Source organism: Chromobacterium sphagni (assembly GCF_001855555.1).
Classification (GTDB): domain Bacteria; phylum Pseudomonadota; class Gammaproteobacteria; order Burkholderiales; family Chromobacteriaceae; genus Chromobacterium; species Chromobacterium sphagni.
In genome coordinates this window covers 1-12,573 of record NZ_MKCT01000091.1, presented here as the reverse complement: position 1 = coordinate 12,573, position 12,573 = coordinate 1, and the positions used below count along the sequence as shown (strand labels likewise).

The 12,573-nt window shown below is 58.5% G+C and carries 11 protein-coding genes; 4 read left to right on the top strand and 7 right to left on the bottom strand.

What is annotated here, in order from left to right; translation table 11 throughout:
* The 5 genes from BI344_RS22040 to BI344_RS25660 all read right to left on the bottom strand — a co-directional run.
* Positions 1–3,185, bottom strand: a 3,185-nt coding sequence (locus tag BI344_RS22040) for an AMP-binding protein (protein ID WP_071114932.1), incomplete at its 3' end; no start/stop codon positions are given.
* Positions 3,186–3,188: 3 nt separating this feature from the next.
* Positions 3,189–4,754, bottom strand: a complete 1,566-nt coding sequence (locus BI344_RS22035) for an amino acid adenylation domain-containing protein (RefSeq protein ID WP_071114931.1) — start codon at positions 4,752–4,754, stop codon at positions 3,189–3,191.
* Between the two features lie 156 nt (positions 4,755–4,910).
* Positions 4,911–6,074, bottom strand: coding sequence for an acyl-CoA dehydrogenase family protein (locus tag BI344_RS22030; RefSeq protein ID WP_071114930.1), 1,164 nt, complete (start codon positions 6,072–6,074; stop codon positions 4,911–4,913).
* Entirely contained in the window at positions 6,067–6,318 is a 252-nt protein-coding gene (locus tag BI344_RS22025) for an acyl carrier protein (RefSeq protein WP_071114929.1), read from the bottom strand. The genes BI344_RS22030 and BI344_RS22025 overlap by 8 nt, the downstream gene beginning before the upstream one ends.
* 912 nt (positions 6,319–7,230) lie before the next feature.
* Positions 7,231–7,518, bottom strand: coding sequence for a hypothetical protein (locus tag BI344_RS25660; protein ID WP_241499449.1), 288 nt, complete (start codon positions 7,516–7,518; stop codon positions 7,231–7,233).
* A 24-nt stretch (positions 7,519–7,542) separates the two neighbouring features.
* On the opposite strand from BI344_RS25660, the gene BI344_RS22020 reads away from it, so the two are divergent.
* The gene (locus tag BI344_RS22020) at positions 7,543–8,625 is read left to right on the top strand and encodes a zinc-binding dehydrogenase (protein WP_277620478.1); all 1,083 of its coding nucleotides are present in this window, start codon (positions 7,543–7,545) and stop codon (positions 8,623–8,625) included.
* 116 nt (positions 8,626–8,741) lie between these two features.
* Here BI344_RS22020 and BI344_RS22015 read toward each other — a convergent pair whose 3' ends face one another.
* Both BI344_RS22015 and BI344_RS24530 read right to left on the bottom strand, forming a co-directional pair.
* Entirely contained in the window at positions 8,742–9,716 is a 975-nt protein-coding gene (locus tag BI344_RS22015; protein WP_071114927.1) for a hypothetical protein, read from the bottom strand.
* Positions 9,717–9,719: 3 nt separating this feature from the next.
* A complete protein-coding gene (locus BI344_RS24530; RefSeq protein ID WP_162275552.1) occupies positions 9,720–9,896 on the bottom strand; it encodes a hypothetical protein in 177 nt (58 codons plus the stop codon).
* On the opposite strand from BI344_RS24530, the gene BI344_RS26250 reads away from it, so the two are divergent.
* The 3 genes from BI344_RS26250 to BI344_RS22005 all read left to right on the top strand — a co-directional run.
* Positions 9,817–9,996: a helix-turn-helix domain-containing protein gene (locus BI344_RS26250; protein ID WP_083370337.1), complete on the top strand. Its 180-nt coding sequence runs from the start codon at positions 9,817–9,819 to the stop codon at positions 9,994–9,996. The genes BI344_RS24530 and BI344_RS26250 overlap by 80 nt on opposite strands.
* 269 nt (positions 9,997–10,265) lie before the next feature.
* Positions 10,266–11,525 (top strand): IS4 family transposase, encoded by a 1,260-nt coding sequence (locus BI344_RS23330; protein ID WP_083370336.1) that lies wholly within the window; start codon positions 10,266–10,268, stop codon positions 11,523–11,525.
* A gap of 666 nt (positions 11,526–12,191) precedes the next feature.
* Positions 12,192–12,573: hypothetical protein (locus tag BI344_RS22005; RefSeq protein ID WP_206600459.1), on the top strand; the 382-nt coding region annotated here is incomplete at its 3' end.

Genomic DNA, 12,573 nt, shown 5'->3' with positions numbered 1-12,573 from the left:
GGCAAATGCCTGATCCAGTCCGCGTCGATCTCTGACGGCGCGGCTGCATCTCCTGCCGCGTTCCGCGGCCCGATGGCGCAGGCTTTTTCCAACACGGCGCCTAGCGCATTGGCGGTCAGCAGCTCCGCGGCGCCAATGCGGACGCCCTCTTTGGCCAGCAGCGCCGCCAGCCGGATCGCCTTGATCGAGTCGCCACCCAATTCCAGGAACGAGGCGTTCAGATCCGCCTCCTGCGGCCAGATCGCCTGCAAAAACGCCGGCGTCAGCCAAGCGGGAAGCGCATAGGCTCGCGAAGCCCGCTCGCCGCCCGCGCGGGGCCGAGCGGAGTCCGCCGCCAGCTTGGCCTCGGCGGCGGCGATGAGCGCCGCCGCGTCCACCTTGCCGTTGGCGTTGACCGGCCAGGGGCTCACGTCGCAATACAGGCCAGGCAGCCAGGCGTCGGGAAGTCTTTCCTTCAGGCATGCCTGGAAATCGGGATTCTCGCTGGGCAGCGCCTCGCTGCTGCACAGCGCCACGGTTTCCTGCCCCGCCACGGCAAGCTTAAGCGCTTTGAGCTTCCCGCCATGCGTCTGCCCGCCCACGCGCGCCAGCGCGCCCTCCACCGCCTGCTCGATTTCCGCCGGATGGATCCGGTGGCCGCGCACTTTGAACTCATCGTCGATGCGCCCAAGGCAATGCAATACGCCCTGCCCATCCTGCATGCCCAGATCGCCGGTGCGGTACCAGCGGCGCTGGCCATCGCGCCCGGACACGAACTTGGCTTCAGTCTGAACTGGGTTGTCGACATACCCGTCAGCCAGTACCGGCCCGCCGATCCATATCTCGCCCTTGAAACCCTGCGGCACGCTTTGGCCCCAGGCGTCTCTTATCGACATCTGCGCCGTCCCCAGGGCCGCGCCGATAGGCATGATCGCGCCCGCGGCCATGACGGCCGCCTCGGCGCGATTCACCGAATGAACGCAACACCCTACCGTGGCCTCGGTCGGACCATACTCGTTGATCACCCGGCTGCCCGGCGGGAAACAAGCCAGGGCCTGGTTCACCAGGGCCGCGGACAAGTTTTCCCCGCCGACGACAAAAGTCAGGGGATTCAGCCTTGGCGGACTGTGCTCCGCCAGCAACGCCAAATGCGATGGCGTGCATTTGACGCCCGTCAGCGCCTCATCGGCGAGCAGCGTCCGCAGCAGCTCCGGCTGATCGCGTATGTCCTGCTCCCAGGTCTGGATGAAGCCGCCCGACAATACCGGGACCAAAATGCTGGTCTGGGTCAGATCGAAGCCAAAGGAAGTGAACAAGGGCGCGCTGAACGGCCTCTCTGCGGCATAGTCCGCCGTGGCCGCCAGCGCATAGTTGGCCAACGCCGCCGGAGAGATCGCCACGCCCTTGGGCTCGCCGGTCGAGCCGGAGGTGTACAGGATATAAGCCGGCCTGCCGTGGGCCTGAACGACCGGCCGCGGCGCAGCCGGATGCCTGTGCTGTGCAGGCGCAACCCGCAACAACGGCAGATCGAACGCCTCGGCCAGCGCCTGGTCGACGCCGGCATGAAGGCACAGCGCCGCGCCGGAATTGCGGGCGATCGTCAACAAGCGCGCCCGCGGCGTATCAGGGCAAACCGGAACCACCGTCACATTTTCAATCAGGCAGGCCAGGTAAGCGAGAGTCGTCTCCGGGGCGCGCCTTCCCAGGATCAGCACCGGGCGGTCTTCGCCGCTCCGATCCCGCATATCGCGCAACTGCGCGGCAAAGCCGAAAATCCATTGCAGGCCCTGGCCATATGTCAGCTCGCCGCCCTCACGCCCGGTTTTGAACAGGCAACGATGGGCATGACGCTCGAATGCGTCGAGCAAATGGACGCCGATGGGCGCGGCGGAGCCGGCGACCCCATCATCGGTTGCGCCGGGGACATTCCCCAGGATATCGGCGGCCGCGTCCATCGCGTAATCCATCACCGTCTGCAGAAATGCGCGGCACTGATCGGCCGGCCACAGCTTGCGGAAATCCGCCTCGAGCTTGAAACAGCCGCCATCGAAGCGATCGTGAATGTGGACGGTGGCGAACAAGGCCTCCACCGCCTGCAAATGGTCGATCTCCACCTCGGCGCCGGACACGGTGGCCTGGAACACGCCGGTCTGATAGGAAACGCCGAAAGCCGGAACGATCCGCTTCCAGTCCGCCGAAGCGAAATCCCCCCAGCGGGCGCCCGGAGCGTAGCGCGAGTAGGCCACCGCCTTTTGCAGCTGCCTCTTGAGCGCCCGATAGCTATCCGCCACGGTCTCGCCCGCCGTCCGGGACACCGGGACCAGCACCGGGGCCACCGCCATCGCGACGGATCGCTTCTCCTCCTCGCTCCAGCGATTCAGCATCGGCGCCTGCAGCAAGACGCCGTCGCCATCCTCCACCGCCATTTGCGCATGCGCGACAGCGGCGAAAATCAGCCGGAAAACCGAACCGCCCGCACTTTTGAATCTGCGCAGCCGCTCATTGTGCGCATCGTCCATTTCAACCCGCACGCGCCTGGACAGCGCCTCCGCCCCGCGATAGTCGCCGATGGGCGAGCGGCAGGCGATTTGCGGCGAACCAGCCTCTCCGAATGCGCTGCGCCAGTACTCCTCATCCCGCTGCCGGCGGCGGGAGCGTTCGTACTCCCGCTCGCCCTCGGCGATGATGGAAAATCGCGGAGACGCCGTCTGCGCCGCCGCGTCGCGGCTCCCTTCGAGCGCGTTAGCCAGATGCTCCATCAGCAGCGCCAAACCTGCTCCATCCGCCGCGGCATGATGCGCCTTCACGAACCACCCCGACTGCTCCTCGCGGAAACGCACTGCGAATATGCGTATCGGGGTTTGCGACAGCTCCTCGTCCACCAGCAGCTGGCGCTCCGCCCAGCCGGCGAATGCCTGCTCCGGATCCGGATGCCGGCTGAAATCGACCTTCTCCACACCGCTCCGGGCCTGGTTGAGGCGAACGCCGCGCCATTCGGTTCCGGGCGTATCGGCGATGAAGCCTATGCGGAAGACATCCTGCGAATCCCGCACCGACTCCCCCGCCCGCGCCAGCCGCTCAAGGGAAACCGCTCCGTTCAGCCGGGCGACGCCGCCCAAATAAAAACGGCGTCCCGATAGGTGGAACGCCTCCATCGCGAAAACGGCCTGCTGCGACCGGGACAACTGAAAAGTCTGCTTATCCATGAGCTACGCCAACGCCTCGATATCGGTAAAGAACAACTTGCGCATGGTCGCGGCAATAGCCTTCCTGTCCAGCTTCCCGGAGCTGGTTCTGGGAAGCTTGCCGGTTTGCCAATAGCGGGCCGGCAACATATAGGCCGGCGTCTGCGCGGCGAGAAAATTGCGCAGATCCTGCGGATTGAGCGCTTCTTCCCCGGCGACGATCGCCGCGACCAGCCATTGCTGCGCATCCTCATCCTCGACCACGCAAGCTACCGCCTCGGTGATGGCGCCATGGTTGAGCAGATGGTGCTCTATCTCTCCCAGCTCTATGCGCAGGCCGCGCAACTTCACCTGGGTGTCCTTGCGGCCCCGACAGAAGAAGCGCTTTCCATCCTCGCGCCAGCCCAGATCGCCGGTCAGGTATATGCGCTCCTCCAGTTTCGGGTGCAAGACAAATGCCTTGTCCGTCAGGTCTTGCCGGTTGAAGTAACCGTCGGCCAGGCAGATCCCGCCTATGGCGATCTCTCCGATTTCCGAATCGGCCTTCAGCTCCCGGGTATCGGGATCTACGATGTACAACCGGCACCCGGCAAGCGTCTCGCCGATGGGGATGACGCTGGGCGCCGGCTCCGCGCAATCGTAAAAACTGACGTCGATGGCCGCTTCAGTAGGGCCGTATAAATTGGTCAGCAGGCAGCGCGAGCCGAATGCCTCCTGGAATTGCTCCACCAGGCTGGCCGGCAATGACTCTCCGCTCACATACACCTTGCGCAGCGCCACCAGAGACAGCGCACTGTGCTGCAGTTCCTGCAACACCGGCTTCAACAGGCTGGGAACGAAATGCACCACGGTTATCTTTTCGCTCTGCAGCGCCGCCACGATGCCCCTGGGGAACGACTCCAGACCGGTTTGCAACAGGTAATGGCTGGCGCCGTTCAGGGCCGGCAGAAAAAGCTCCCACAAAGACACGTCGAAGGTCAGAGCGGTCCTTTGCAGGATGATGTCCGCCGCCGTCATGCCGCTGTGGCTCTGGTGCCACTGCAAGCGGTTGATGAAAGCACCGTGATTGACCAGCACACCCTTGGGCGCGCCGGTGCTGCCGGAGGTGAAGATAAGATAGGCTGCGTCCGAGGCCCGCAGCCTAGCGGCGTTGTCGAAGGCGCGCTCAGCCGCAGGGGCGCTGAATATTTGCTCCAGCTGTTCGCCGCGGATCAATGCCAGGTCAGGGGCCGCCCGGATGAAATGCTCCGCCTGCGCTCCGCTGCAAAAAGCGATGCGGCATTGCGCGGTTGCAAACATCGAGGCCATCCGGGCCAGCGGCGTTTTCGCATCCACCGGAAAATAAACTCCTCCGGCAAGCAGCACCGCATAGGCAGCCACCAGGAACTCCGGGCTGCGTTCGAGGCCGATGGCGACGCAATCGCCCCGGCTCAGGCCGCTTTCATCCGCCAGATAACGAGCCAGCCGCCTCGCCCTTGCGTATAACTCGCCCCAGGATAAAGCGTTGCCTTTGCCCCAGCGTATCGCCGGGCTCGGGTTGTCTCTCGCCGTGCTTTCGAAAAAATCAGTAATCAGTCGACTGGTTTCCATGACGCCGAAGTCCTCGGATTGCCGCTTTTATCTCTGTCAAACCGCATTGCCGGCAGACACCGGGCAATAGCAAGCCGCACAAGCGCTTGAAGCTAGAGGCTTGGAGGAGCGGCTTGACGTGGATGGATTGCTTAGACGTGAATTGCGCGAAGCCGCTTACAAAACAGCCTGAGGCGCGCCGTGGCTGTACCGGTTGCATACCTCCTTGCCGATCAGCATTTTTTGAAGCTCATTGCTGCCCTCGACAACCTGCAGTATTTTCGCGTCCCGATATAGCCGGCTGACGCCATTGCTCTCATCGCAGCCATGGCCGCCATGAATCTGCACGGCTTTATCCGCTGCGGCGCCGGCCTCCCGCGACGCGAAAAGCTTGGCTTGAAGAATCTGCTCGAGCGCGTCCTCCTCCCTCGCCTCCTTGGCCTTGGCCGCGGATAGGCAAATGAGTTGGGAAGCAAGCAGACTGCCGGACATTTCGGCCAGATAGCCGCGAATGATGCCCTGGTCCGCGAGCAGCGAGCCGAAGGTGGAACGGGAGTTGGCCCTGCGCGCCGACGCCGCCAATGCCGCTTGCTGAATCCCGACCGCCGCCCAGGCCACGCTGATGCGGCCGTAATCCAAAGCGCCGGTGGAAATGAGGCTTTGTCCGAACCCTGGCTTGCCGACGATATTGGCTTTGGGAATCCGGCAACCGTCAAAATCCAGCACCGCCAAATAAGCGCTCTTGAAACCGAGCATGTTTCTTTTGGCGGTTACGGTCAGCCCTGGCGTGTCCTTAGGCACGAGAACCGCGGTATCCAGGCCCTGATACTTGCCGAACACCAGAAACAGATCAGCGATCTGGGCAAAAGTAATCCAGGTCTTTTGCCCCTGAACAATCAAATCATTCCCGTGTTCTTCAAATCGAGTCGACAGATTCTTGGAGTCGCCTCCGGCGGAAACCTCGGTCTGCGCGAAGGCGCCGATGATTTCCCCTTTAACCAGCGGAGTCAGGAAACGTTGCCTCTGCTCTAGCGACCCCCAAGATTCGATGGTTTTCAACACCATGGAGTGGACATTTAGCAAACCGGTGAGGGAACCACTCCCGGCGCCGATCGCCATATTAAGTAAGCCAAAAGTAGTGGGATCGAACCCCAGGCCGCCGTTTTCCTTTTTCGCCAGGCCACCTAACCAGCCATTGACGCCCAGCTTGCGTACCACCATTGCCGGAGTGGCTTCCTTCAGGTCCCATTCATCGGCATAGGGAGCGACTTCAGCGGCTGAAAAGCTCTCGAACTGCCGCAGCCATGCGCTTTGCTCAGGCGATAAAAAACGATCAAGCATTTACCGCCGCCTTTTTGTCCAGGAAACTGCAAATCGCCTGAATACTGGAAAAATTGGCGGTATCAAGATCGTCGATTTCCACCTTGATCTTGAAATTCTTCTCGAGAAAGGAGATAAGCTGAATAACAGCCAGGGAATTAACCAAGCCTGTTTCAAAAATATTGATCGACTCATCCAAATCCTGCTGCCCAGCAAGTTTGCACAGGTATTCAGACACTAGATTTTTACGCGCAGATACGTCCATCACTATTTACCATTCCCTTTGCGAGCTTACACTCCACTGGTTCACTCCTTGCAGAACCGTCCTGGGTCGCCAAGTCGATTTGCGCCAATACCAAACTTAATGCCAAAAGCATAATGCCTCAAGCAAAAGCATACAGTACCGATCATGACATTGACAATATATTTAATTGGCAATTTGCACAGTAAAAATTCACTCATTTGGTGTGAAACTTTCACGCACTCATGCTTTATCGCAGGCCATCCGCATGAATCGCGCCCTCCTCCCCAGACACCCCGAGAGCCTTACTCAAGACCTTGTCAGGAGGTGTTATGAACAAGCCGCAACCTGCCGAAGAACTCCAAACTGAAACCGTCAAGCAGATCACGGTGCGCGGCTGCCCCGCCGCCAACGGTGGCGGCTCGCCTCGGCGCACCCACCTACCGCGTGCATCCAACGGTTGGATGCGCCATGTCCCCAAGCGAGTCCCCCTAGCGCGACGGTAGCTTAGCAAGCTGAAATCTGCCGACTCAAAGCTGAACTGAAGCCAGTGACCAAGGAGCGCAACGTCCCTCCAAAAGGCTGCTACATATTTTGCCAAGGGGTCTGGATAAGACATGCCTTCCCCCATGCTCACGAACCGCAACTCCCCACTCGGCGCGGTGTCGAGCCCTGTCCATGCATCCCCGTGACTCTTGCGCCGGGAAGATTGCGCCGCACTCGATGCTGGGGCAGGAAACAATTACTTGGCCATATCAGGCAAACCTGACTGGACAGCGGCGGGGGCTATGGAGATCGCAAGCGCATGATGATTTGAAGGCGCAGAGAGAGGTGTGCGGTAAACGCCGCGTAGCGCAGTTGATAAGCCAGAAAGGCTTGCGCTGACCGACTGCCATCGACGCCCCAAGCCGCCCCTCGGTGGTGGCGCCCAGTCATCTATAGCGCCTGTTTACGGCGGATGCACCGAATCAAGTCTGGCTCACCAATATCGCCGCCCCGCGCCCACAAAGGCATGAGCCATATGTGGCAACCGCCATGACATGCGGTATAGAAAATATCTTCCGGATGCCCAAGCGAGAGCATATCAAATGCAAAATCTATCAAAGCCGGAAAAAGGCTCATCGGAATATCTTCGATTGCATCGAGTGGTTCTACAACCTGAAACCTCGGCGCAATTACGCAGGCGGGCTGGCCCCGGTATAAATTGAGAACTAGTATTTTCACCGGCGCCAAAGAGTCTAGGGAAGCTTGAGCGATTCAATCTTTTTCATTGGCTCTGACTCTCCACGCGATAACGCAGCGCGTCTACCAACAGAGAAAACGCTGACGAGGCTTGTCGGCGATTGGGGTAGTAGAGTTGGGCCCGGAAAGGTCGGGCGCCAACCCGGCCCGCACGAGATCGTGGTGCGCAATCGCTGGTTCCGCGTCTCGGTCTCCACCCGCACCATGATTCGCGAAGGCGCGGAAAACATCAAAGGCATCCCGTTTCCCGCACTCAATATCGGCGACACGCTGGCCGACGGTGCCATCGGCGAAGTCGTCTGGGCGCCGCCAGAAAGCGGATTCCAACTGGGTGATCTGGTTTCCCATGCGCTTGGCTGGCGCGAGTATGCGACGGTAGCGATCAGCGGATGCGCGCCGCTGCCCGATGAACGCATTGATCCGGCCGCCTATCTTGGCCACGGCGCGACAGCTTACGCGGCGTTGACGGGCGGCGTTCAGGTCCAGCCCGGCGACACGGTCTTCATTTCCAGCCGCGCCGGCGCCATCGGTTCGATGGCCGGGCAAATCGCCCGCCGGCTCCGCGCAGGACACGTCGTCGGCAGCACGGGATCACGCGACAAGGCGGCCTGGATGCAGGCCGAGCAGGGTTACGACGCGGCCGTGGTTCGCGATTCCGGACCGATCGCGCAACAGTTGGCCCAAGCGGCGCCGGAAGGCATCGATGTCTTCGTCGACATGGTCGGCGGCGAACAATTGCGCGCGGCGGCGGCTATCGCGCGCGAGGGCGCGCGCTTTGTCCTGCTCGGCGCGTTGACCGCCGAATTCGATGCGGATGAAGCCGGGATGAGAGCCCCGGTCATGCTCGATTCTTTTGCTCTGATCATCAAAGGCGTGACCGTGCGCGGTTACAGCGCGTGCGTCGAAGACCCGGGCTTCATCAAGGAATGGTTAGCACGGCTCGCCGAATGGCAACGCGGCAGCGGAATGCATCTGGCCTGCTCGAAGTTTTCCGGCCTCGAAAACGCGCCGCGCGCGCTGCACGAGGCATGCGTGGGGCGGCTAACAGGCGTGGTTCTAGTCGAGCTGGGACCAATCCACCCAAGCTAAGGTTTTACAGGTACATATGCTGAAAAGTGGGTGTCTGAAGGTATGTATTCCAGTGATTTCAGAACTCTTTGCTGATGAGCCACGACACGCGGTAGTACTTGCACAATTCCGTGAAGTCACTTCTTTGCTTGCTTAGGCCTGCCAGCTCCTGGTCGCTTGCCGCCGCGATTATTTCCCATGAGTTCACGACTCTGGTACCAGCCCTCTGCTCTGAGAAGCATCGGCCAGATCAAGGCTGGATGAGACTGGATCTGCGCATTAACGGCCCGGTACAGCGACGTAGCCTTATATGACAAGCCTTCCGGATCGTGCAAAACACTTAAAATTATTTGAACGGCATTTTCATCCGTTAGTGTGTGCTGAGCATGCCCAAGCTCGCGCCAAACAGCAGGGCGTCGTTCCGCGAGCCATGATGCAATATCGTGCTCAGGAAATAGCATCTGGTCTTGGAACAGGCTGTCGTGAAACCTAGTCACTTCGCGAGTCAGAGTACGATTGATGACATTATCTAATAGCTCTTTTTGCCTTATCCCTTCTTTGTAACGCGCAGCTGCTTTGCGCGTATCGCTCCCAGACAGCATGGGATCACTTGGCGCATGGTATCCGCATAGTTTTCGACCGGGTAAGGGTTGGCGCCAGCACAACTCACAGAAGCGCAATGGATCTATGTGTCGATGGTCTTGAGGGTATCGAATGTCCTCCACCGAGAGATGCAGGTAGCCGCAGTGCTGAATGAAGACATTCACTTCAATTAGTGGGAACTCCAGCTCCCTTGGTGGTTGCTTCGTATGGGAGTGCACGAGCTTTACAGCAGATGCTATCTGCTGAAGTTTTTTATCGTGTTCAGCACAGAAGCCAAGGGCACCATACAAGAAGAAGATGCTGTCCCAACTCGCCTTCTTCTCCTCGTCAAATACGGCACGCCCTTCCGTGGACGCTAGCGGTCGCAAGTAGCAGCGGATTAGTTTCTGAGCTATTGCAGGGGTAACTGCGCCCAATGAAGCAACAGCTTTGATGAATCGTAGGCCATATACGACTTCCATATTCGTAAACTTAGCACTGATGATCTCATCGTCGACATAGAGCGGCATAAATCAAATGTCCATTTTTGGCAGTAGCGAGAGCCATGGCGCATCAATAGCATGAGCAGTCGTGATATTGAGGGGTGTCAAGGGTGAAGCCGTGGAGACGATGACAGTCACCGAAGTTAGCCAGATCTTGCGGATATCGGAAAATACGGCACGCAACCGGCTCAGCTTGGGCTTGCCCATGCCGCCCTCTTTCCGTGTCGGTCGGAGGCGGTTGTTTCTGCGTTCGGAAGTGGAGCGCTGGCTTGCCGAACGAACAAATCATATCCAGCCTACAAATTAAACAGTTTGAATCAACGCCGGAGACGTAGATGTAACTAGAAAACGAACGCGTAGAACGATCGCTGCAATTTTCGAGAGTAGAAAAGACAAACCCCCGAGTTATCGGTCAGTTGGCGCTGAACGATTCGGGGGTCTGCTGACAATTCTTGCGGGACTGTCACAGGTATCTTGGCTTTTCTTGGCTGGGCTGTCAAGCGCGTTCTGCGCTTGCGCCCTCTCTCGCCCTATTGAACCGCGTAGAGCGGGAGAAATCCCGGCCAGAGAGACTACATGTCTAGCCATATCGAGCTGTTCCGAGGCTTCTCGGAATACTTGCAATCCGATGAATTTCGGGAAACTGCCCGTCATCCCGAGTACCCCACGGCATTCACCCGCCGAGGCGGGAAACTACCTGTACCCAGCTTAGTCGCTGTAATGATTTGTGGCATGCGCATGAGTGTCCGTGCTGAGCTGGATCAATTCTTTGCCCATCTCCGGCAGCAGGCCCAACTGGTTCATCACGTTTCTGAGCAAGCCTTCGCCCAAGCACGAGCTAAATTGTCTGGTGTAGCGATCCCCGCGCTTAATGACTGGTTCATCCAGCAAATAGATGCGGCAGGGCTGATCCCCAGATGGCATGGCTTGCGGTTGGTTGCAGCAGATGCATCAAACCTGCGATTCGGTTTACGGGCTAGCCACGTACCACGCGCTGCAGTTACTGAACAGAATGCGTTCGCGCTCTTCCTGCCAGGTGTTGAAATGACGCTGGCTGCAACGCTTTACAGCATTAGCGTGGGAGAGCGTCAAATGCTGTTTGAACACTTGAACAAACTGAGGATTGATGACGTTCTCTTGCTGGACCGAGGCTATCAAGCTCGATGGCTAGTGGCTGCCCTGAATCAAGCCGGGATTCGTTTTTGCATGCGCGTAGATCGTGCCAACAAAGGTGGTTTTGAGTGCGTGCGTAACTTTGTGCGCTCTGGGATGGCAGAGACCATCGTCAAGCTGAATACACCTAATCTGAGAGACGTCGCTGATTATGGTTGCCCAGCCGCACCTCAAGAGGTTCGCCTCGTTCGCAGCGTTACACCTGATGGAGCTATTCGTGTATTGATGACCAACATACTCGATGTACACACATTTCCAGCTGCCGATTTCGGTGCTCTCTACCACCAGCGGTGGCGCATTGAAGAGGCTTTCAAGCGACTGAAACATCGTTTGAATTTGGAGCACGTATCTGGGTTGTCTCAACTGGCAGTGATGCAGGACTTTGCTGCCAAAGTGTTATGCGACAACTTGCAAGCCTTGGCCTGCCTCGCTGCGACGGAGGAAGACCCCCTACCAGAAGGTCGTAGGATTAATCATGCGTACGCCCATACAGTTTTAAAGCGTGCACTACCTGCTATCCTGCTGATTTCAAAAGCAATTCATCTAATAAAGGAAGCGTGTTCACTTATTGTCAGACATACCTATTTCCATCGAGAGGGTTTGTCAAAACAAAGGAAGTCGTCTCACAAGCCGCATAAGCACTTGAGCCATAAGGCATGCTGAAACCAGGAAAGTGAACCATTTCACTGATGTAAGCTCCTGGCACCCCACTCTTAATGGTGAATTATGCCAAAGTACTTATTGTGGAGCATCGGGCTTGGTGTGAGTGTCAGGAAACCATCCCAAACGGCCTGCTATGCTTTTGTGCTAACATGGTCGCTATTCTCAATGAACCTACATGCTGATTGGCCTATGCTGGCTGAGAGTGGAGGTAGTTCCGTCTTCTTGAAAACCTCCATAGGTGCGGTTGCTTCGAACACGCTGCAACTAGGGTTGGATGCCAACTTGGTTGTACGCTGCCGCAGGCCAAAATCCCAAAGCGTTACATGTTTTGCATAAGAATCAGATCGCCATGTAGCACTAGGAAGGGAAACGTATGCCGATTGCTCTGACGGCGTTTACCATTCAGAAGGAGTGGGAGGGTTGCACATGGAACGTCCCCTCCGTTGACGACCTTGCAAATGCTATTGCCATCATCGCTGTTGGCCAAGCGCGCCATCTTGCCACGATCTTGCATGCAGCAGGTTTAGCACCAAAGCCAACTACTAAGAATATGATCCGGGGGCACATCAGCTATTGTCGTCCTCGGGAAACATCGTCCATCGGGATGGATGGATGTTCCAGGTTATGTCTTGGCTTGCCGCCCAACTCCGAACCCCTGGCGCACTGATGAATACGCCGCATATGAAGCACGCTGACAAGGGTCTGGATGGGCTTCAGGTGGACATCGAAGGCAACGGCGCAGTCGTTGCCTTCGTCCTGTTCGAGGATAAGGCCACAGAGAACCCACGCGATACAGTACGCGACATGGTCTGGCCGGAGTTTGCAGCGTTCGAAGGCGGGGTGGAAGAAAATGTCATTGCTGCCAATGTGGCTGACCTTCTCGCTACAGCCTCTCATCCCGATCCGGAGCAAGCGGTGGCGGACATTATGTGGGCGCAGGCTCGCCGTTACCGATTAAGCATCACGGATGTGCAAAGTACGGACAAGTCTCAAGCTAGACTCTTCAAGGGGTATTCGACACATGTTCCAGGCCCATTGGAGCGTCGAC